The 20,063-nt window shown below is 66.5% G+C and carries 19 protein-coding genes; 17 read left to right on the top strand and 2 right to left on the bottom strand.

The features are described 5' to 3' along the window. Nucleotides 1–26 precede the first annotated feature (26 nt). On the bottom strand, nt 27–1,625 hold the full coding sequence (locus ACUTR7_RS12390; protein ID WP_063325338.1) for a GGDEF domain-containing protein: 1,599 nt from the start codon (nt 1,623–1,625) through the stop codon (nt 27–29). Between the two features lie 58 nt (nt 1,626–1,683). Continuing rightward, nucleotides 1,684–2,664 (bottom strand): NADPH:quinone oxidoreductase family protein, encoded by a 981-nt coding sequence (locus tag ACUTR7_RS12385; RefSeq protein ID WP_012206829.1) that lies wholly within the window; start codon nt 2,662–2,664, stop codon nt 1,684–1,686. A 117-nt stretch (nt 2,665–2,781) separates the two neighbouring features. Here ACUTR7_RS12385 and surE point away from each other — a divergent pair, with 117 nt between their 5' ends. The 17 genes from surE (at nt 2,782) to hflX (ending at nt 20,033) form a co-directional block, all read left to right on the top strand. Next, nucleotides 2,782–3,585 (top strand): 5'/3'-nucleotidase SurE, encoded by an 804-nt coding sequence (gene surE / locus ACUTR7_RS12380; RefSeq protein ID WP_199960071.1) that lies wholly within the window; start codon nt 2,782–2,784, stop codon nt 3,583–3,585. Then, the gene (locus tag ACUTR7_RS12375) at nt 3,582–4,370 is read left to right on the top strand and encodes a protein-L-isoaspartate(D-aspartate) O-methyltransferase (RefSeq protein WP_065346020.1); all 789 of its coding nucleotides are present in this window, start codon (nt 3,582–3,584) and stop codon (nt 4,368–4,370) included. Before surE ends, ACUTR7_RS12375 begins: the two co-directional genes overlap by 4 nt. Nucleotides 4,371–4,383: 13 nt before the next feature. Further along, nucleotides 4,384–5,262, top strand: coding sequence for a peptidoglycan DD-metalloendopeptidase family protein (locus ACUTR7_RS12370; RefSeq protein ID WP_012206826.1), 879 nt, complete (start codon nt 4,384–4,386; stop codon nt 5,260–5,262). Next, entirely contained in the window at nt 5,262–6,332 is a 1,071-nt protein-coding gene (locus ACUTR7_RS12365) for an RluA family pseudouridine synthase (RefSeq protein ID WP_034396294.1), read from the top strand. Before ACUTR7_RS12370 ends, ACUTR7_RS12365 begins: the two co-directional genes overlap by 1 nt. Nucleotides 6,333–6,442: 110 nt before the next feature. Then, nucleotides 6,443–7,261, top strand: coding sequence for an SMC-Scp complex subunit ScpB (scpB, locus tag ACUTR7_RS12360; protein WP_445608937.1), 819 nt, complete (start codon nt 6,443–6,445; stop codon nt 7,259–7,261). Further along, nucleotides 7,258–8,661, top strand: a complete 1,404-nt coding sequence (locus tag ACUTR7_RS12355; RefSeq protein WP_043819108.1) for a pseudouridine synthase — start codon at nt 7,258–7,260, stop codon at nt 8,659–8,661. The genes scpB and ACUTR7_RS12355 overlap by 4 nt, the downstream gene beginning before the upstream one ends. A 169-nt stretch (nt 8,662–8,830) precedes the next feature. After that, complete coding sequence (ndk, locus tag ACUTR7_RS12350) at nt 8,831–9,256, top strand: nucleoside-diphosphate kinase (RefSeq protein ID WP_012206822.1); 426 nt, start codon at nt 8,831–8,833, stop codon at nt 9,254–9,256. Between the two features lie 92 nt (nt 9,257–9,348). Continuing rightward, on the top strand, nt 9,349–10,473 hold the full coding sequence (gene rlmN, locus ACUTR7_RS12345; protein ID WP_034396288.1) for a 23S rRNA (adenine(2503)-C(2))-methyltransferase RlmN: 1,125 nt from the start codon (nt 9,349–9,351) through the stop codon (nt 10,471–10,473). Between the two features lie 49 nt (nt 10,474–10,522). Beyond that, nucleotides 10,523–11,383 carry a type IV pilus biogenesis/stability protein PilW gene (gene pilW / locus ACUTR7_RS12340; RefSeq protein WP_232245236.1) on the top strand — a complete coding sequence of 287 codons (861 nt, stop codon included), beginning with the start codon at nt 10,523–10,525 and terminating at the stop codon, nt 11,381–11,383. Further along, a complete protein-coding gene (locus ACUTR7_RS12335) occupies nt 11,376–12,371 on the top strand; it encodes a RodZ domain-containing protein (protein ID WP_199960068.1) in 996 nt (331 codons plus the stop codon). Before pilW ends, ACUTR7_RS12335 begins: the two co-directional genes overlap by 8 nt. A gap of 2 nt (nt 12,372–12,373) precedes the next feature. Further along, nucleotides 12,374–13,657 (top strand): flavodoxin-dependent (E)-4-hydroxy-3-methylbut-2-enyl-diphosphate synthase, encoded by a 1,284-nt coding sequence (gene ispG, locus ACUTR7_RS12330; protein ID WP_012206818.1) that lies wholly within the window; start codon nt 12,374–12,376, stop codon nt 13,655–13,657. Nucleotides 13,658–13,843: 186 nt separating this feature from the next. Then, nucleotides 13,844–15,103: a histidine--tRNA ligase gene (hisS, locus tag ACUTR7_RS12325; protein WP_212739077.1), complete on the top strand. Its 1,260-nt coding sequence runs from the start codon at nt 13,844–13,846 to the stop codon at nt 15,101–15,103. A 70-nt stretch (nt 15,104–15,173) separates the two neighbouring features. Beyond that, entirely contained in the window at nt 15,174–15,857 is a 684-nt protein-coding gene (locus tag ACUTR7_RS12320; RefSeq protein ID WP_445608936.1) for a YfgM family protein, read from the top strand. Between the two features lie 20 nt (nt 15,858–15,877). Continuing rightward, nucleotides 15,878–17,035: an outer membrane protein assembly factor BamB gene (bamB, locus tag ACUTR7_RS12315; RefSeq protein ID WP_043819101.1), complete on the top strand. Its 1,158-nt coding sequence runs from the start codon at nt 15,878–15,880 to the stop codon at nt 17,033–17,035. A 15-nt stretch (nt 17,036–17,050) separates the two neighbouring features. Beyond that, a complete protein-coding gene (gene der / locus ACUTR7_RS12310) occupies nt 17,051–18,397 on the top strand; it encodes a ribosome biogenesis GTPase Der (RefSeq protein WP_012206814.1) in 1,347 nt (448 codons plus the stop codon). Nucleotides 18,398–18,499: 102 nt separating this feature from the next. Further along, nucleotides 18,500–18,751: an RNA chaperone Hfq gene (gene hfq, locus ACUTR7_RS12305; protein ID WP_012206813.1), complete on the top strand. Its 252-nt coding sequence runs from the start codon at nt 18,500–18,502 to the stop codon at nt 18,749–18,751. Between the two features lie 67 nt (nt 18,752–18,818). Next, complete coding sequence (gene hflX, locus ACUTR7_RS12300; protein ID WP_012206812.1) at nt 18,819–20,033, top strand: GTPase HflX; 1,215 nt, start codon at nt 18,819–18,821, stop codon at nt 20,031–20,033. The last annotated feature ends 30 nt before the right edge of the window (nt 20,034–20,063 follow it).

Raw genomic sequence — 20,063 nt, 5'->3', positions numbered from 1 at the left:
AAAGACGGGGCGTGGCCCTGGGTGGATCAAAGGCCGGCGCCTGCATTTCCAACTGGCTGCCATTGTGCGCCTGATGCCGTGGCAATGCAGTGCTTGCCGCGCTCCTTGGCCTGCAGCATGGCGGTGTCGGCGCGGCGCAGCACGTCCATGCCGTTTTCGTGGCTTTGCAACTGGGCCACGCCCGCGCTGAAGCTCAGGGGCCGGGGTGCGGGCTGGCCTGGGGGCTGAGCAGATGCGGGCAAAGGCGCCTGCTCCAGCAACTGCAGAAGGCGCTGCAGCGCCTGGGCGCCCGCCGTCTCCGGGGTCTGTGGCAGCAGCAGCACGAAGGCCTGGCCTTCATAGCGGCCCACCACGTCTTCTGGGCGCAGCCCTTGGCGCGCCAGCTGGGCCACATGCACCAGCGCGGCATCGCCCATGGCATGCCCCAGTTCGGCATTGAGGGCCTGCATGCCGTCCATGTCGACCAGGGCAACGCTCAGCGGCTGGCCATGGCGCTGTGCGCGTGCCACCTCGCGGTCCAGTGCCTCGCTCACGCCCAGGCGGTTGAGCTGGCCGGTCAGCGGGTCGTGGCGTGCGCGGCGCGCGGCCTCGTCCAGCTCCTGCTGCAGTGTTTCGATGCGGGCCTCGCAGGCATCGACATGGGCGCGCAGCGCCTGCAGCTCCTCCTGGGCCACGCGGCTGCCGGCGGCCATGGTGCGCGTGGCCTCCAGCACCTGCTGCAGCAGCGGGGCTGCGTCTTCCAGGCGCTGGATGCCGTCCAGCTGGCGTGCCGCCTCTTCCATGCGGGCGCCCAGCGTTTCGTTGCTGCTCGTGATCTGCGCCAGGTGCTGGACGAAGCCGCCCAGCATATCCCTGAGCGCCTGCTGCGCGGCGGCCATGCCGTCCTGCAGCTGCAGGCGCCGGTGGATCACGGTCTGCAGCTCGCGCCGTGCATCGGCCAGGGGCGCGGGCGACAGCGGCGGGGTGATGGCCTGCTCGATGGCCGTGAGCTGCTGCACCAGCCAGCTGCCATGCGTGGGGTCCTGGGCCAGGTGCTGCACCAGGGTCTGCAGCAACTCCTGCATCAACTGCAGGACCTGAAGCTGGTCGGCGATGGCGAACGACAGCTGGTAGTGCTGGTCGTGCAGGCGCCGCGCCAGGGCCTTGGCATCCACGGGCGGCGATTGCAGCTGCTCCATCAGCTGCTGGTGCAGTTGCCCGGTTTTGGTGTCCTGGGTGTCCAGCAGCGTGGACAAGGCCTCGAAGCGCCGCGCCAACTGCTGGGTCAGGTCGTCGGGCAGGGCCTGGACGGGCGGCGGCACGGGCAGCTCCACGGGCCTGGCCTCATGGGCGGGCGGCTGCAGGGCCGCGTTGGCATAGGCGGTGATGACCTGCTGCAGCCCTTGCCAGTCGCTGCGCTCTATGGCGGCGCCCAGCTGGTCGCGCAGGCGCTTCTGTCCGGGCGTCTGCGCAGGCAAAAGCGCATGCACGTGGCGCAGCGGGCCCTGGGGAAAGCTGGCGGGGCCGGGCTCGCCGGCCGCCTGTTCATAGAGGCGGGTGTAGTTTTCCGGGGTGGGCGGCAGGCGGTTCAGCGCCAGTTGCCGCAGGGTTTCGCGTGCCAGTTCGGAAGCGGAGCGCTCGGCCATGGGTGGGCAGTTGTTTCAGAATGCAATGCCCTCCAGTGTGGCATGGCCAGCGCCCGGTTCACTGCTCGTTGACCATCACCAGCTTGCCCTGCACCTGGCGCGATCCCATGCGCGCATAGGCGGCGTGCAGCTCGGCCATGGGCATGGTGCGGTCGATCACGGGCTTGATCTTTCCCTGGCCGTACCACTGCGCCAGCTCCTGCATCATGGCCGCATTGGCCTTGGGTTCGCGCCGGGAGAACTCGCCCCAGAAGACGCCCACCAGCGATGCGCCCTTGAGCAGCGGCAGGTTCAGCGGCAGGGCAGGAATCGGGCCTGCGGCAAAGCCCACGATCAGATAACGGCCGCGCCAGGCGATGGAGCGGAAGGCCGGCTCAGCGAAGTCGCCGCCCACGGGGTCGTAGACCACGTCGGGGCCCTTGCCGTCGGTGGCTTCCTTGATGGCAGCGCGCAGATCGCCCTGGCTGTAGTTGATGGTGGCATCGGCGCCCTGTGCCTTGCACAGCGCGCACTTTTCGTCGGTGGAGGCCGCTGCGATCACACGCGCACCCGCCGCCTTGGCGATCTGGATGGCGGCCGTGCCCACGCCGCCCGCCGCGCCCAGCACCAGCACCGTCTCGCCCGCGCGCAGCTGGCCGCGGTCGATCAGCGCATGGTGCGAGGTGGCATAGGTCATGATGAAGGCCGCAGCATCGACAAAGCTGAAACCGTCTGGCAGCGGCATGCAAAGCGCGGCCGGCGCCAGCGTATGGGTGCCGAAGCCACCCGTGCCCGACAGGCAGGCCACGCGCTGGCCCACGGCCAGGTGGCTCACGCCTTCACCCACGGCCTGGACCACGCCCGCGTATTCCGAGCCCGGCACGAACGGCAGCTCAGGCTTCATCTGGTACTTGTTCTGCACGATCAGCAGATCGGGAAAGTTCAGGCTGGCCGCCTTCACTTCGAGCAGTACCTGCCCCGGGCCCGGCGTGGGCGTGGGCAGCTGCGTCCACTGCAGTTGATCGACGCCTGTGGGCGTGGTGCAAAGCCAAGCGTGCATGGTGGTTGTCTCCTGTGATTGAATGCCTGGCCGATGATAGGAGTGTGGTGGGAATGCCTCCTGTCCCTCGGGCGACGAGACGCCCGCCTACAATCGCCCGCAATCCCTGCTGTATCCATGAAGATTCTCATTTGTAACGACGACGGCTACCAGGCGCCCGGCATCCAGGCCCTGTACGAGGCGCTGCGCACGGTGGCAGACGTCGAGGTGGTGGCACCGGAGCACAACAACAGTGCCAAGTCCAACGCCCTGACGCTGAACGCGCCGCTGTATGTGCACCAGGCCCACAACGGCTTTCGCTATGTCAATGGCACGCCTGCGGACTGCGTGCACATCGCCCTGACCGGCCTGCTGGGCTACCGGCCCGACCTGGTGGTCTCCGGCATCAACAACGGCGCCAACATGGGCGACGACACCATCTATTCCGGCACCGTGGGCGCCGCCATGGAGGGCTTTCTGTTCGGCATTCCCTCCATTGCCTTCTCGCAGGTGGACAAGGGCTGGTCCGAGATCGAGGCCGCTGCCGCCGCCGCGCGCCAGCTGGTCATGGACATGCAATCGCAGGAGCTGATCGGCCTGTCGCCCTGGCTGCTCAACGTGAACATTCCCAACATGCCCTTGTCCGCGCTCAAGCCCCTCAAGCTGTGCCGGCTGGGCCGCCGCCATGCGGCCGAACGCGTCATCACCCAGGAGAGCCCGCGCGGCGAAATGATGTACTGGATAGGCAGCGCAGGCGCGGCCAAGGATGACTCGGAGGGCACGGACTTCCACGCCACGGCGCACGGCCATGTGTCCGTCACGCCGCTGAAGGTGGACCTGACCGACCATGACAACCTGGGCTACTGGGCACAGACGGCGGCCAGGCTGGCGTCGGCCGGCCAGGGCGTGCAGGCAACCCAGGGCGGGGCGGTGCAACCGTGAGCGAGCGCCGTCCCGGAGTTCCCTCGTGGGTGGCGCGCTCGGTGCAGACCCCTGCGCCGGCCTCGCGCGCGGCGCCTGCGCGCTCTGCGCTGGCGCCGGCCGGTGCCCGTGCCCCGCAACAGCCTTCGGGCATCGGCCTGGACTCGGCCGCCGTTCGCGCCCGCATGGTGCAGCGGCTGGCTGCCACCGGCATACAGTCGCCGGCCGTGCTGGCCGCCATGGGATCGGTGGAGCGCCACCGCTTTGTGGACAGCGCCCTGGTCAACCAGGCCTATGAAGACACCAGCCTGCCCATTGGCCTGGGCCAGACGATCTCCAAGCCCAGCGTGGTCGCCCGCATGACCGAGCTGCTGCTGGGCTCGGAAGCCGCGAAGTCGGGCCTGGGCCGCGTGCTGGAAATCGGCACGGGCTGCGGCTACCAGGCGGCGGTGCTGGCGCGCGTGGCACGCGAGGTCTATTCGATCGAGCGCCTGCGCGGCCTGCACGAGAAAGCGCGCAGCAACCTGCGTCCCTGGCGGCTGACCAATGTCCATCTGATCTTTGGAGATGGCATGGAAGGCTATGGCAGCGGCGCGCCGTATGCGGGCATCATCTCGGCCGCTGGTGGCGAGAGCATGCCCTCGGCCTGGTGCGACCAGCTGGCCGTGGGCGGGCGGCTTGTCGCCCCCATGGTGGTTACGGGTGGTAAGCAGGCACTGCTGGTGATTGACAAGAGTTCACACGGGTTTACGCAGTCGATTTTGGAGGCCGTGAACTTTGTCCCCCTAAAATCGGGCATCGCCTAGAAGGGAATAACTTATGTTGGTATCGCGAAGTCTTGGGGCTTGGGGAACGGTGGTGCTGGCCGGCATGGTTCTGGCAGGCTGCACATCCCAAGTGAACAGGGCTCCCGTGGAGGACCGTGGAACGACCACCACCTCCTCCACCTCTTCCTCGCCATCGGCAGCCGTCAAGCCGCTGCCCGGCGTCGAAAACGCCGGCAAGCCCGGCTACTACACGATCAAGCCCGGTGACACGCTGATCCGCATCGGCCTGGAAACCGGCCAGAGCTGGAAGGACATCGCGCGCTGGAACAATCTGGAGAACCCCAACCTGATCGAAGTCGGTCAGGTGGTGCGCGTCGTGCCGCCGACCAGCTCGGACAGCGTCGGCACGCGCCCGTCGTCCACTGCCTCCTCCACGCCCAGCGGCTCGCCCGTGGTGGCAACGCCGCTGCCGCCCGTGGCATCGTCGGGCGGCTCCACGGCAACGCCTGCACCCGCACCGACCCCGGCACCCGCCCCTGCACCCGCAGCCGGCAAGGGCGCCGACGATGTGGACTTCATCTGGCCTGCATCGGGCAGCCTGATCGCCGGTTTTGACGAGGCGCGCAACAAGGGTTACGACATCGCAGGCAAGGCCGGCGATCCCGTGATGGCCGCTGCCGATGGCCGCGTGGTCTATGCCGGCGCCGGCCTGCGTGGCTATGGCAACCTGATCATCCTCAAGCACAACAACACCTACCTCACGGCCTACGCGCACAACCAGACGCTGCTGGTCAAGGAAGACCAGACCGTGCGCAAGGGCCAGAAGATCGCCGAGATGGGCAGCACCGACGCGGACCGCGTGAAGCTGCACTTCGAGGTGCGTCGCCAGGGCAAGCCTGTCGATCCTTCGCGCTACCTGCCTTCTCGCTGATGAGCCGCAGCACCAGGCAAACCGGACAAGCCCCTGCCCCGCAGGGGCTTGTTTCTTCTGCGCCCGGCGAATCGCCGTGGGAGCCGGTCGAGGACGAGGCCGAAGGCGGTGAGGTCGAGGCCGCCGCAGCCGAGCTGCGCGAGATCACCGTGCCGCCGGCCCAGCACGGCCTGCGCGCCGACAAGGTGCTGGCCGAATGCGTGGCCGAGTTCTCCCGCAGCTATCTGCAGCAACTGCTGGCGCAGGGCGCGGTCACGCTCAATGGGCGTGTGCTGGTCAAGCCGGCCACCAAGGTGGCCGCCGGCGACCGGATGGTGCTGGAGATGCGGCCCACGCAGCAGAGCATGGCCTTCCAGCCCGAAGACATGGCGCTGGACGTGGTGTATGAGGACGAGCACCTGCTGGTCGTCAACAAGCCGGCTGGCCTGGTCGTGCATCCGGCCCCGGGCAATTGGACGGGAACCCTGCTCAACGGCCTGCTGGGGCGCGACCCCAAGGCGCGGGAGGTGCCGCGCGCCGGCATCGTCCACCGCCTGGACAAGGACACCAGCGGGCTCATGGTGGTGGCACGCAGCCGCGCCGCCATGGACGCGCTGGTGGCCATGATCGCCGCGCGCGATGTCAGCCGCCAGTACCTGGCGCTGGCCCACAAGGCCTGGGGCCCGCGCAAGCGCCGCGAGGTCGATGCGCCCATCGGCCGCGACCCGCGCAACCGCTTGCGCATGGCCGTGGTCGACCTGGCGCAGCATGCGGGCAAGACCGCGCGCACCGACATCGACCTGCTGGCCGGCAACGAGGAAGTCAGCCTGGTGCGCTGCACGCTGCACACGGGCCGCACCCACCAGATCCGCGTGCACATGGCATCGCTGGGCCACCCGCTGGTGGCCGATGCCGTCTACGGCGGCAAGGAGGCTGGCGGCATGGCGCGCCAGGCGCTGCACGCCTTCCGGCTGGCCTTCACCCATCCCATGACAGGCCAGGCCCTGGTGCTGCGCGCGCCGCTGCCGCCCGATATGGCACAGGCGCTGGAAAATTGGGGGCTGAGCTACAATCCCGCCGAAAGCCTCTGACCATCTCTCGCATGGCATCCGTGGAGCGCTTGCTTCCTCTTCTTTGATTCGGCGCACCCTGGCTGCCACCTCTGGTGGCACGCGCGCCTTTGTTCCCGAGACGCTGAGCCATGAATACGGTAGATGCCAAGCGGGTCCTGGAAACTGCATTGATCTGTGCGCCGCAGCCTGTCACGCTGCGTGAGCTGCGCTCGCTGTTCGATGACGTGCTGGGCTCCGACACGCTGAAGGACCTGCTGCTGGACCTGCAGAAAGACTGGGCGCAAAAAGGTGTGGAGCTGGTGCAGGTGGCGTCTGGATGGCGCTTCCAGAGCCGGCCCGAGATGCGGGTCTATCTGGACCGGCTGCATCCCGAAAAGCCGCCACGCTACACCCGCGCGACCCTGGAGACGCTGGCGATCATCGCCTACCGCCAGCCAGTGACGCGTGGCGACATCGAGGACATACGCGGCGTGACGGTCAACAGCCTGCTGATCAAGCAACTGGAAGACCGGGGATGGATCGAGGTCATTGGCCACCGGGAAACCGTGGGCCGGCCCTCTTTGTTCGCCACCACGCGCCAGTTTCTGGACGACCTGGGCCTGCAGTCGCTGGACCAGTTGCCCATGCTCGAGGAGCCCGAATCCCAGCAAAGCCTGTTCAAGGCGCTGGAAGAGTCGGGTGCGCAGGAATTGGCAGCGGACGAGGCCGCGCCAGCCGGTGACGCTCCCTTGCCCGAAGAGCCCCAGGGCGAGACAGATGCCACGGAATCGGACGGGGCAGATGCCGCAATGGCAGCAGATACGGCTCAAGCAGATACAGCAGACCTGGCGGATGCGGCAGACGCAGCGGATGCGGCAGAGGCAACAGACGCAACGGATACAGCGGATACAGCGGATACAACGGATACGGACGGCACTGCAAAGCAGGCCGAAGAAGGAAAGCCATGACGGGTAGTGATATCTCCAAAGACCAGGACGCCCAGCCGGCGTCCGATGAGGCCGGCGCGCAGCGCAAGGCCCGCCCCGCGCGCTCGCGCGCTCCCAAGGCCGGGGCGCGGCCCGGCGCCAAGCCTGTGCGCAAGCCGCGTCCGGCCGCCGAGGCGGTGCATGCCGAAGACACCGTGCAAGAGCTGGTGCCGGCTGATGCATCAGAGTCAAGCGACTCAGGGTCTGTCGAAGGCTACGGTTTTGCGGACGTCATCTCGGGCGAGCTCGACGCTGCCGAAGAGCGCGACGATGCCGCGCCTGCCAAGCGCGTGCTGCTGCCCCAGGTCGATTCGCCCAAGCTGCACAAGGTGCTGGCCCAGGCCGGGCTGGGATCGCGACTCGAAATGGAGCAGCTCATTCTTGAAGGCCGCATCTCGGTCAACAACGAGCCTGCCCACGTGGGCCAGCGCATCCAGTTCGGCGACCAGATCAAGGTCAATGGCCAGCCCATCCGCTTTCGCATCGACCCGCCGCCGGCGCGTGTCATCGCCTACCACAAGCCCGTGGGCGAGGTCGTCACGCATGACGATCCGCAAAACCGTCCCACGGTGTTCCGCAAGCTGCCTCGCCTGCAGCATGGCAAATGGCAATCGGTGGGCCGCCTGGACCTGAACACCGAAGGCCTGCTGCTGTTCACCAGCTCGGGCGAGCTGGCCAACTCCCTGATGCACCCGCGCTTCGGCCTGGAGCGCGAATACGCAGCCCGTGTGCTGGGCGCGCTCAGCAAGGAAGAAAAGCAGCGCCTGACCGACGGCGTGCAGCTGGAAGACGGCGTGGCCGCCTTCGGCTCCATTGAGGACGGCGGTGGTGAAGGCGCCAACTGCTGGTACCGCGTGACCATTTCCGAAGGCCGCAACCGCGAAGTGCGCCGCATGTTCGAGGCGGTGGGCCATGCCGTGAGTCGGCTGATCCGCATCCGCTACGGCGCCATGGTGCTGCCGCGCGGCCTCAAGCGCGGCGCCTGGGTGGAGCTGGACCAGGCCGATATCCAGTCCCTGGCTTCGGCGGCCGGCATGCAGGCGCGTGCGCCCGCTGCACCCAAGCCCCCGGCCGGAGGCCGCCGTGGTGGCCCGGCAGACCGCAACACCGTTCGCCGCGAAGGCGGCGGCCGCTACTTCGACGGCAATCGCCCGGCGCCCAACGCCATGCTCGACGGCCCGCGTGCCAAGCCTGCCGCCAAGGGCGGCAAGGCTGACGGCGGCCAGGGACAGGGCAAGGGGCAGGGCGGCGCAGGCGGGCGTGGCAAGGGCGGCGGCAGCCAGCAGCCCGATCCGATGCGTACATCGGTGGGCTACATCGGCTCCGACAGCCTCTCGCGTGCACGCCAGAACGCCAAGCGCAAGCCGGGAGGACGCCGCTGAAAGGCGGCCGGGCCGTCCTCCTTCTGGTTCATCCAGAGGGGGTCGGCCCGCCCTGTAAGCCTGCCATTTGGCAGCACCATGTCATCAAGGACTTTGATGGCACAGCTAGAATCAACGGTTTTGTCCAATTGACAAAAATCCATAGTAACCCTGATTAGGAACCATTCAAATGGCCATCGAACGCACTCTTTCCATCATCAAGCCCGACGCCGTTGCCAAGAACGTGATCGGCCAGATCTACGCACGCTTCGAAGGCGCTGGCCTGAAGGTCATCGCTGCCAAGATGGTGCACCTGTCGCGCGGCGAAGCCGAGCAGTTCTACGGCGTCCACAAGGAGCGTCCTTTCTTCAAGGACCTGGTGGACTTCATGGTCTCCGGCCCCGTGATGATCCAGGCTCTGGAAGGCGAGAACGCCATCCTGAAGAACCGCGAACTGATGGGCGCCACCGACCCCAAGAAGGCTGAGAAGGGCACGATCCGCGCCGACTTCGCCGACAGCATCGACGCCAACGCCGTGCACGGCTCTGACGCCGCTGAAACTGCAGCCGTGGAAGTGGCTTTCTTCTTCCCCGGCATGAACGTCTACTCGCGCTAATCCCCGCGTCTTCCGCGGCCGTCATGGTCTGTCCGGTGCAGGCCGTGCCTGCCGCGGAAGAGCCGAGAGCGGCGTGGCACCGGCCTGCCGACATGAATACCAATTTGCTAGATTTTGATCTCGACGGACTTGCCGCTTACTGCGAGCAACTCGGCGAGAAGCGTTTCCGCGCGACGCAGCTGTTCCGCTGGATCCACCAGCGAGGCGCCAGCGACTTCGACCAGATGAGCGATCTGGCCAAGTCCCTGCGCGAAAAGCTCAAGGCGTGTGCCCACATCACGGCCCTGCCGGTTCTGACCGAGCATGTGTCTGCCGATGGAACAGTCAAGTGGCTGTTCGACGTGGGGGGCGGCGATGCCGTCGAAGCCGTTTTCATTCCCGAAGATGACCGGGGCACGCTGTGCGTGTCGTCCCAGGCGGGCTGCGCCGTGGGCTGCCGCTTCTGCTCCACGGGTCACCAGGGCTTCAGCCGCAACCTCAGCACGGGCGAGATCCTGGCCCAGCTGTGGTATGCCGAGCATGCGCTGCGCAAGCGCCTGGGCACGGGCGGCGAGCGCGTCATCTCCAACGTGGTGATGATGGGTATGGGCGAGCCGCTGCAGAACTACACGGCCCTGGTGCCGGCGCTGCGCGCCATGCTCGATGACCATGGCTATGGCCTCTCGCGCCGCCGTGTGACCGTGTCCACCTCGGGCGTGGTGCCGATGATCGACCGGCTGTCCCAGGACTGCGCCGTGGCCATGGCCGTGTCGCTGCACGCGCCCAATGACGAGCTGCGTGACCCGCTGGTGCCGTTGAACCGCAAGTACCCCATCCACGAGCTGCTCGATGCCTGCGAGCGCTACCTGGAATTCGCGCCCCGTGACTTCATCACGTTCGAATACTGCATGCTCGATGGCGTCAATGACCAGCCTGAGCATGCGCGCCAACTGATAGAGTTGGTCCGCGCGCGTGGCGATGGCCGCAGCTGGTGCAAGTTCAACCTGATTCCGTTCAATCCGTTCCCGGCCTCGGGGCTGCTGCGTTCACCCGCAGCGCGGGTGACGGAGTTCGCCAGCCTGCTGAGCAATGCCGGCATCGTGACCACGGTGCGCAAGACACGTGGCGACGACATCGACGCAGCCTGCGGACAGCTGGCTGGCGATGTCAAGGACCGCACGCGCGCTGCCGAGCGCATGGCCAGGCAGCGCACCATTGTTCTCAAGCAGGTGCCTTGAGAAGACCTGGGGCATGCCTGGCATGCCCCGACGGAACAAAGGACAGTTCATGAAGTCAGTGGCTCGGCGGCTGCGAACGGGGGATTTCGGTACAGGCATGCGCTGGGCAGTGCCCGCGCTGGTTCTTTTCTTGGCGGGCTGCGCAGGCAAGCAGCCTTTGGTGCCCCCGACGAATTCTGGCTCCGGCAACGCTTCCTCCGTCTCCAATGCCTCGATGGCTTCTGCCGCCGAGGCCGATCCCCGCCGCCGCGCAAGCATCCGCCTGGAGCTGGCGGCTTCCTATTTCCAGGCTGGCCGCATCGATGTGGCCCTGGAAGAGGTGAACCAGGCTCTGGCCGCTGACCCCAGTTCCGCCGACGGCTACGGCCTGCTGGCCCTGATCTACATGCGCAACCAGGACTGGGACCAGGCCGACGCCAGCCTGCGCAAGGCGATGTCGCTGCGTCCCCAGGACGGCGACCTGCAGCACAACTACGGCTGGCTGCTGTGCCAGCGCAAGCAATACGCGCAAGCCCAGGAATGGCTGGACAAGGCCCTGGCCCAGCCCGGCTACCTGGAGCGCCCCAAGACCTGGATGGCCAAGGGCCTGTGCCTGCAGCAGGCCGGCCTGCTGGTCGAGGCCCAGCAGGCGCTGCTCAAGGGCTATGAACTCGATCCCGCCAACCCGGTGATCGCCTACCACCTGAGCAACGTGATGCTGCAGGGCGGCGACGCCAAGAGGGCGCAGTTCTACATCCGGCGCCTGAACAGCAGTCCCCAGTCCAATGCGGAAAGCCTGTGGCTGGGGATCAAGATAGAGAGGGCGCTGCAGCAATCTGCAGCGATGCGGCAGCTGGCTGACCAGCTGCACCAGCGCTTCCCCGAGTCCCGCCAATGGCTGGCCTACGAGCGTGGAGCATTCAATGAGTGAGGTGTTGGCGGTGCATGACGAAGCAGGTACGCAAGGCGAGAACGCACAAACTTCCATGACGGCGGGCACGCTGCTGCGCCAGGCGCGCGAGGCGGCGGGTCTGTCTCTGGCCGGGCTGGCGGCGGCACTCAAGGTGCCAGCCCCCAAGCTGGAGGCGCTGGAGGCGGATGACTACGCCGCATTCCAGGACCATGTCTTCATGCGGGCCCTGGCGCAAAGCGTCTGCCGCACGCTGCGCATGGACTCGGCATCGGTGCTGGCCCTGCTGCCGCGCACCCAGCTCAAGAGCCTGGCCGATGATCGCGGCAGCATCAACGCCACGTTCAAGGAGCGCTCCTTCAAGGCCACCGGAACATCGCTGGGACGTGAAAACGGCTCGCGCAAGGTGGCCATCATCGTGCTGCTGCTGCTGGCCGCTGCCGCTGCCGTCTACTTCCTGCCCAAGCATGAAGGCGACGCCGAAGAGCCGCAGGCCGGCGCTTCCGATGCCGCTGCCCTGGTGCAGCCTGCAGGGACTGTGTCCGAGCCCGTGGCCGCCCAGGAGCCCGTTGCGCCTGCGGCGACGACGCCGGCCGATGTGCCGGCTGCATCTGCCCCCGCATCCGCATCTGCATCTGCACCGGCAACTTCAGCGCCTGCAGCGGCAGCCGTTCCGGCTCCTGCGTCCACCACAACGCCTGCTGCCCCTGCCGCCGATGCGCCTGCCGAGGGCGCCGCAGCGACATCGGCAGCCACCGCGGCGCAAACGCCTGGTGGCGTGCTGGTCATGAAGGCCAACGCACAATCATGGGTACAGGTCAAGGATTCCAGCGGCCGCGTGGTGCTGCAAAAGACGCTGGCGGCCGGTGAATCCATTGGCGCCGAGGGCGCGCTGCCGCTGTCGGTCATCATCGGCAATGCCAGCGGCACCGAGGTGCGTGTGCGTGGCGAATTGCTGGAAGTCGCCAAGACCACCCGCGACAATGTGGCCCGCTTTGAGGTGAAGTGACCGTGCAAGATCTCCCCATCACGCAGCAGCCGATAGCGATTGCCTCGCCGCTGCCGCGCAAGTCCCGCCAGGCCCGTGTGGTCTGGCGCAACAACGTCGTCACCGTGGGTGGCGATGCGCCTGTGCGCGTGCAGTCCATGACCAACACCGATACGGTGGACGCGGTCGAGACGGCCATCCAGGTGCGCCAACTGGCCCAGGCCGGCTCGGAGATGGTGCGCATCACCGTCAACACGCCCGAGGCCGCCGCCGCCGTGCCCTACATCCGCGAGCAGCTGGACCGCATGGGCGAGTACGTGCCGCTGGTGGGTGACTTCCACTACAACGGCCACCGCCTGCTCACCGAATACCCGGCCTGCGCCGAGGCACTGTCCAAGTACCGCATCAACCCCGGCAACGTGGGCAAGGGCGACAAGAAGGACAAGCAGTTCGGCCAGATGATCGAGGCGGCGGCCCGTTACGACAAGGCCGTGCGCATCGGTGTCAACTGGGGCTCGCTGGACCAGGAACTGATGGCCCGGCTGATGGATGAGAACTCGCGCCGCGCCCAGCCCTGGGACACGCGCCAGGTCATGTTCGAGGCGCTGATCTCCTCGGCCGTCGATTCCGCGCGCCTGGCCGAGTCCATGGGGCTGAACGGCGACAACATCATCCTGTCGTGCAAGGTCAGCGGCGTGCAGGACCTGATCTCGGTCTACCGGGCTCTGGCGCAGCGCTGCGACTATGCGCTGCACCTGGGCCTGACCGAAGCCGGCATGGGTACCAAGGGCACGGTGGCCTCGGCCGCCGCGCTGTCCGTGCTGCTGCAGGAAGGCATTGGCGACACCATCCGCGTCTCGCTCACGCCCCAGCCCGGCGAGGCGCGCACGCAGGAAGTGGTGGTCGCCTCCGAAATCCTGCAGGCCCTGGGCCTGCGCATCTTCGTGCCCAGCGTCACGGCCTGCCCGGGCTGCGGCCGCACCACCAGCACCACCTTCCAGGAACTGGCCAAGCAGATCGATGACTATCTGCGCGGCCAGATGCCGCTGTGGCGCATGAAGTATCCCGGTGTCGAGGCGATGAAGGTGGCCGTGATGGGCTGCATCGTCAACGGTCCCGGCGAGAGCAAGCACGCCAACATCGGCATCAGCCTTCCCGGCACGGGCGAGGCGCCCGCCGCCCCCGTCTACATCGACGGGGAAAAGGCGCTCACGCTGCGCGGCGAGCGGATTGCCGAGGAATTCCAGGCACTGGTCGAAAATTATGTGGCGCGCACCTATGGCGCCACCGCCGCTGCACCCGCCTGATCGGCTGCATCGAGCATTGCAGTTATTGCAAAATAGATAGCGCACCACGCTTTGCCCTATTGGCTCTCACGCGAGACAGGCGTTGAGGGCATGGGGCTAAAAAAAGCGGGGTCAGCGCCTGTTTCCGAGCATTCATCGAACGAGAACAACGTGGCCAAACCCGAAAAACTCTCCGCCGTCAAAGGCATGAACGACATTCTTCCCGCCGAGTCCGCTCGCTGGGAATGGCTGGAAGCGCAGGTGCGTGAATTGATGGCGCGCTTTGCCTACCGCAACGTGCGCACGCCCATCGTCGAGCATACGCAGCTGTTCGTTCGTGGCATCGGCGAGGTGACGGACATTGTCGAGAAGGAGATGTACTCCTTCGAGGACAAGCTCAACGGCGAGCGCCTGACGCTGCGCCCCGAAGGCACGGCCAGCCTGGTGCGCGCCACCATCGAGAACAACCTGCTGTACGACGGCGGCAAGCGCATGTGGTACATGGGGCCCATGTTCCGCCATGAGCGCCCTCAGCGCGGCCGTTACCGCCAGTTCCACCAGATCGGCGCCGAGGCCCTGGGCTTTGCCGGCCCCGATGTCGATGCCGAACTCATCATGCTGGCCGTTTCCCTGTGGAAGCAGCTGGGCCTGACCCAGTGGCGCCTGGAAATCAACAGCCTGGGCCAGCCCGAGGAGCGCCAGGCACACCGCCAAGCCCTGATCGCCTACCTGGAGCAGCACCAGGATGTGATGGACGAAGAGGCCAAGCGCCGCATGTACAGCAACCCGCTGCGCGTGCTGGACACCAAGAACCCCGCCATGCAGGAAATGGTCAACGGCGCGCCGCGCCTGCTGGACTTCCTGGGCGAGGGCTCGCTGGCCCACTTCGACGGGCTCAAGGCCATTCTGGACGCCAACGGCGTGCCCTGGACCGTGAACCCGCGCCTGGTGCGCGGCCTGGACTACTACAACCTGACGGTGTTCGAGTTCATCACCGACATGCTGGGCTCGCAGGGCACTATCTGCGCGGGCGGCCGCTACGACTACCTGATCGAACAGGTAGGCGGCAAGAGCGCGCCTGCCGTGGGCTGGGCATTGGGTGTGGAGCGTGTGCTGGAACTCGTCAAGGAGCTCGGCACCGACATTCCCGCGCCCACGCTGCATGCCTACGCCATCGTGCCCGACGTGGCGGCCATGCCCGTGGCGCTGCGCACCCTGCAGCAACTGCGTGAGGCCGGTGTTCGCGTGCAGATGCACGCGGCCAGCGCCGAAGGCATGGGCAGCATGAAGTCGCAGTTCAAGAAGGCCGATGCCAGCGGCGCACATTTCGCGCTGATCTTCGGCTCCGATGAGCTGCAGCAGGGCCTGGTCACCGTCAAGTCGCTGCGCGACGGCGCGGGCCAGCAGGTGCAGCAAGCCCTGGCTGATGCGGCCCAATGGGCTGCCACCCTACAATCGGCGGTTTGACCAGCATCCGCAGCTTTTCAAGCGACCGCTCCAGCGGCGACCTCCATACATAAAGCGACACAGGCGATCCATGGCAAACCATTTCGATCTCGAAGAACAAGAGCAGATAGAGCAGCTCAAGCATTTCTGGAATACCTGGGGCACGTTGATCACCGGCGTGCTCGTGGTCATCTTCGTCGGCTTTGCCGGCTGGAATGGCTACCAGTACTGGGAAAAGCGCCAGGCCACGCAGGCTGCCGCTCTGGCGCATGCCGTTGACGTGGCGCTGGCTGGCAAGGACGCGGCGCGCGCCGGCCAGGCCTTCGCCGATCTCAAGGACAAGTACGCCGGCACCACGCAGGCGGCCCAGGCCGGCCTGCTGCTGGCCAAGGCTGCAGTGGACGAAGGCAAGCTCGATGACGCCAAGGCAGCCCTGACCTGGGTGGCCGACAAGGGCGACGAAGGCTACAAGGCCCTGGCCAAGCTGCGCCTGAGCGCCGTGCTGGAGCAGCAAAAGCAATACGACGAAGCCCTCAAGGCGCTGGAAGGCAGCATGCCCGAATCCTTCGCCGGCATCGTGGCCGATCGCCGTGGCGACATTCTTGCGGCCCAGGGCAAGCAGGCCGAGGCCATTGATGCCTATCAGCGCGCCCATGCCGCACTGGACAAGGGCGTGGACTATGGCCGTCTGATCGAGTTCAAGCTCAATGCGCTGGGTGCTGAACCCACCGTGCTGGCACAGGCCAAGACGTCGACTTCGGAGAAGCAACCTTGAAAACCTCGGCTGATCAATTGATGGCGATTTCGCGCCCGCGCGGCGTTGCGCGCTGGATGGCTCTGGGCCTGCTGGCCGGTGCCCTGGGTGGCTGCTCCACCGTGTCCTCGTGGTTCAGCAGCGACACCAAGCCCAAGCCCCAGGAGCTGGGAGCCAACCCCGGCCTGCTGGCCGTGCACCAGGCCTGGACCGCCAAGCTCGGCGCCGAAGTGCCGCTGGCCACCGACATCCATGTGCAGGGCGACACGCTGCTGATCGCTGCCAAGGATGGCAGCGTCACGGCTCTCGATGCACGCAACGGCAGCCAGCTGTCGCGCTTCACCGTGGGCGAGCCGCTGACCGCGGGCGTGGGCGGTGACGCCGAGCGCCAGGCCGTGCTCACGCGCAGCAACCAGGTCATCGTCTACTCGCAAGGCAAGCAGCTGTGGAAGCAGCCGCTGCCCGCAGCCGCCTACACGCCGCCTCTGGTCGCGGGAGGCCGCGTCTTCGTGCTGGCAGCCGACCGCTCGCTGGCCGCTTTCGATGCCGCCAACGGCCGCAAGCTGTGGACCGCGCAGCGCCCGGGCGAGCCCCTGGTGCTGCGCCAGCCCGGCGTGCTGATCGCCGTGGGCAACACGCTGGTGGCCGGCCTGTCGGGCCGCATGGTGGGTATCGATCCCGACACCGGCGCCGTGCGCTGGGAGGCCCCGCTGGCCAGCCCGCGCGGCACCAATGACGTGGAGCGCCTGGTGGACCTCGTGGGCCGCGTCAGCCGTGTCGGTGACAGCGTCTGCGCGCGTGCCTTCCAGGCTGCCGTGGGCTGTGTGGATACGCAAAACGCATCGGTGCGCTGGACCCAGCCGTCCAAGGGTGCCGATGGCATCGACGGCGATGGTGATGCCGTGTTCGGCGCCGAGAGCAATGGCACCGTCCAGGCCTGGCGCCGCGGCGACGGCTCGCGCGTGTGGTCCATCGACCAGCTGCAGCACCGCCGCCTGACGGCGCCGTTGATGCTGGGCCGCTCGGTGGTGTTTGGTGATGACTATGGTGTGGTGCACCTGCTGTCCAAGACGGACGGACAGGCGCTGGCACGATTGAAGACGGACGACTCCGGCGTGGCCTCGCCCCCGGTATCGGCTGCCAATACGCTGGTGGTGGTAAGCCGCAGCGGAACTGTGTACGGCTTCAGGCCGGATTGATAGGTATTTTCGGGAATGAAGCCAGTTATTGCCCTGGTAGGGCGACCCAATGTGGGCAAATCGACGCTGTTCAATCGGCTGACCAAGTCGAGGGATGCAATCGTCGCGGATTTCGCGGGCCTCACGCGTGACCGCCACTATGGACAGGGCCGCCAGGGTAAGCACGAGTACATCGTGATCGATACCGGCGGTTTTGAGCCAGATGCATCCAGCGGCATCTTCAAGGAGATGGCGCGCCAGACGCAGCAGGCTGTTGCCGAGGCTGACGTCGTGGTCTTCGTTGTCGATGCGCGCCTGGGCATGTCCGCCCAGGACCACGACATCGCCAAGTACCTGCGCCGGCTGGGCAAGCCCTGCGTGCTCGTGGCCAACAAGGCCGAGGGCATGAAGGAAGGCGTGCAGCTGACCGAGTTCTACGAACTGGGCCTGGGCGATGTGCTGCCGGTTTCCGCAGCACACGGGCAGGGCGTGCGCGACCTGCTCGACCTGGCCCTGGGCCAGCTCAACCTGCCCGAGCCCGAGGAAGACGACCCCTTCGACGATGTGGCCCAAAAGCCCATCCGCCTCACCGTGGCAGGGCGCCCCAATGTCGGTAAATCCACGCTGATCAACACCTGGCTGGGTGAGGAGCGGCTGGTCGCCTTCGACATGCCGGGCACCACGCGCGACGCCATCTCGGTGCCCTTCGAGCGCGCCGGCCAGAAGTTCGAGCTGATCGACACGGCAGGCCTGCGCCGCAAGGGCCGGGTGTTCGAGGCCATCGAGAAGTTCTCCGTGGTCAAGACGCTGCAGGCCATCGAGAGCGCCAACGTCGTGCTGCTGCTCATCGATGCCACGCAGGGCGTGACCGACCAGGATGCGCACATTGCCGGCTACGTGCTGGAAAGCGGCCGTGCCGTGGTGCTGGCCGTGAACAAATGGGATGCGGTGGACGACTACCAGCGCCAGATGCTGGAGCGCTCGATCGAGACGCGCCTGTCCTTCCTCAAGTTCGCTCCCATGCATTTCATCTCGGCGGAAAAGCGCCAGGGCCTGGGTCCGCTGTGGAACTCCATCATCCAGGCGCACAAGGCTGCCACCTGCAAGATGCCCACGCCGGTGCTCACGCGCCTGCTGATGGAGGCCGTACAGTTCCAGACGCCCAAGAAGACGGGCATCTACCGCCCCAAGATGCGCTATGCGCACCAGGGCGGCATGAACCCTCCGGTCATCGTCATACACGGCAATTCGCTCGAGCATGTGACGGAGGCATACAAGCGCTTCCTCGAAGGGCGATTCCGCAAGGAATTCAATTTGGTTGGCACGCCGTTGCGGATCGAGTTGAAAACCTCTCATAATCCTTTTGCCGACAAGGACAAGTAACAAGCCACGGGATTTCGGGAAAACCCTTGTGCGAACAAGGGCCCCAAAACACTGTGGTAAGGTGTCGGTTTACAACAACACTCTTCGAACACGGAGAATATCGTGAGCAACAAAGGCCAACTCCTCCAAGACCCGTTCCTGAACGCGCTTCGCCGCGAACATGTTCCGGTGTCCATCTACCTCGTCAACGGCATCAAGCTGCAAGGCCAGATCGAATCCTTCGACCAGTACGTGGTTCTGCTTCGCAACACCGTCACGCAGATGGTTTACAAGCACGCCATCTCCACCATTGTTCCCGGCCGCGCCGTGAACTTCTCCACGGCCGAAGCTGCCGGCAGCGACGCCAGCGCTTGAGCTCGCTGCGCCCTGATGCCTCCCCGCACCGCCGGGGAGCTTCCTCACCCTTCGGGAGAGGTTTTTCTTGAGTTCTGAATCTTTTGACCGGTCCACGCCAACGCCAGTGCTGCTGGTGGGCGTGGATTTCGGCTTTCCCCATTTCGATGGCGAGTTGGAAGAGCTGGGCCTGCTGGCCGGCACGGCCGGCCTGCGTCCCGTTGCACGCCTGACCTGCAAGCGCAAGGTGCCCGATGCGGCGCTGTTCGTGGGCAGTGGCAAGGCCGACGAAATCCGCATGCTCGCCCAGATGCACGGTGCCCAGGAAGTGCTGTTCGACCAGGCCCTGAGCCCGGCCCAGCAGCGCAATCTGGAACGCCATCTGCAGATGCCGGTCAACGACCGCACCCTGTTGATCCTGGAGATCTTCGCCCAGCGCGCGCGCAGCCATGAGGGCAAGCTGCAGGTGGAGCTGGCGCGCCTGCAATACGTGGCCACGCGCCTCGTGCGGCGCTGGACCCACCTGGAGCGGCAGATGGGCGGCATCGGCGGCCGTGGCGGCCCTGGCGAGAAGCAGATCGAGCTGGACCGCCGCATGATCGACGAGTCGATCAAGCGCACCAAGGAGCGGCTGCAGAAAGTCAAGAAGCAGCGCGCCACGCAGCGTCGGCGGCGCGAGCGCCATGGCATCTTCAATATCTCTCTGGTTGGCTACACCAACGCCGGCAAGTCCACGCTGTTCAATGCGCTGGTCAAGGCGCGCGCCTATGCGGCCGACCAGCTGTTCGCCACGCTGGATACGACCACGCGCCAGCTGTATCTGAATGAAGCCCAGCAATCGGTGTCCCTGTCGGATACCGTGGGGTTCATCCGCGACCTGCCGCACGGCCTGGTCGATGCATTCCAGGCCACGTTGCAGGAGGCGATCGATGCCGATCTTCTGCTGCACGTGGTCGACGCCTCCAATCCGAATTTCCCAGAGCAAATCCAACAAGTCCAGAAAGTTCTGAAGGAAATCGGTGCCCAGGAGGTGCCTCTGGTACTGGTTTTCAACAAATTGGACGCCGTCGATCCGGAGCGGCTTCCAGCGCAGTTGCAGGACCAGTACGAGCTTGACGGGCTGCCTGTTTCACGGGTGTTCGTCAGCGCCCGCTCCGGCGAGGGGCTGCCGCAGCTGCGGCAGTTGCTGGCCGAGCATGCGCTGCGCGCGGAGGCGGAACACGCCGAAGCGCACGGTGGTGATGAGCGGGATCAGGAGGAGGTGGATGGCGCGATGCCCCCTGGGCAGGACGCCGAATACTAGGGGCTAGCGCCCTGATTGGGCAAAATGCCG

Source organism: Delftia sp. NA_296.1, assembly GCF_052692095.1.
Note: the sequence above shows the minus strand (reverse complement) of the source record. Positions and strands in the feature narration are given on the sequence as shown.

Excerpts from the sequence above, each read along its gene's own strand:
- ACUTR7_RS12390 (WP_063325338.1), bottom strand. The coding sequence starts at position 1,625 with ATGGCCGAGCGCTCCGCTTCCGAACTGGCACGCGAAACCCTGCGGCAA.
- ACUTR7_RS12385 (WP_012206829.1), bottom strand. The coding sequence starts at position 2,664 with ATGCACGCTTGGCTTTGCACCACGCCCACAGGCGTCGATCAACTGCAG.
- surE (WP_199960071.1), top strand. The coding sequence starts at position 2,782 with ATGAAGATTCTCATTTGTAACGACGACGGCTACCAGGCGCCCGGCATC.
- ACUTR7_RS12370 (WP_012206826.1), top strand. The coding sequence starts at position 4,384 with ATGTTGGTATCGCGAAGTCTTGGGGCTTGGGGAACGGTGGTGCTGGCC.
- ACUTR7_RS12365 (WP_034396294.1), top strand. The coding sequence starts at position 5,262 with ATGAGCCGCAGCACCAGGCAAACCGGACAAGCCCCTGCCCCGCAGGGG.
- scpB (WP_445608937.1), top strand. The coding sequence starts at position 6,443 with ATGAATACGGTAGATGCCAAGCGGGTCCTGGAAACTGCATTGATCTGT.
- ACUTR7_RS12355 (WP_043819108.1), top strand. The coding sequence starts at position 7,258 with ATGACGGGTAGTGATATCTCCAAAGACCAGGACGCCCAGCCGGCGTCC.
- ndk (WP_012206822.1), top strand. The coding sequence starts at position 8,831 with ATGGCCATCGAACGCACTCTTTCCATCATCAAGCCCGACGCCGTTGCC.
- rlmN (WP_034396288.1), top strand. The coding sequence starts at position 9,349 with ATGAATACCAATTTGCTAGATTTTGATCTCGACGGACTTGCCGCTTAC.
- pilW (WP_232245236.1), top strand. The coding sequence starts at position 10,523 with ATGAAGTCAGTGGCTCGGCGGCTGCGAACGGGGGATTTCGGTACAGGC.
- ACUTR7_RS12335 (WP_199960068.1), top strand. The coding sequence starts at position 11,376 with ATGAGTGAGGTGTTGGCGGTGCATGACGAAGCAGGTACGCAAGGCGAG.
- hisS (WP_212739077.1), top strand. The coding sequence starts at position 13,844 with ATGAACGACATTCTTCCCGCCGAGTCCGCTCGCTGGGAATGGCTGGAA.
- ACUTR7_RS12320 (WP_445608936.1), top strand. The coding sequence starts at position 15,174 with ATGGCAAACCATTTCGATCTCGAAGAACAAGAGCAGATAGAGCAGCTC.
- bamB (WP_043819101.1), top strand. The coding sequence starts at position 15,878 with ATGGCGATTTCGCGCCCGCGCGGCGTTGCGCGCTGGATGGCTCTGGGC.
- der (WP_012206814.1), top strand. The coding sequence starts at position 17,051 with ATGAAGCCAGTTATTGCCCTGGTAGGGCGACCCAATGTGGGCAAATCG.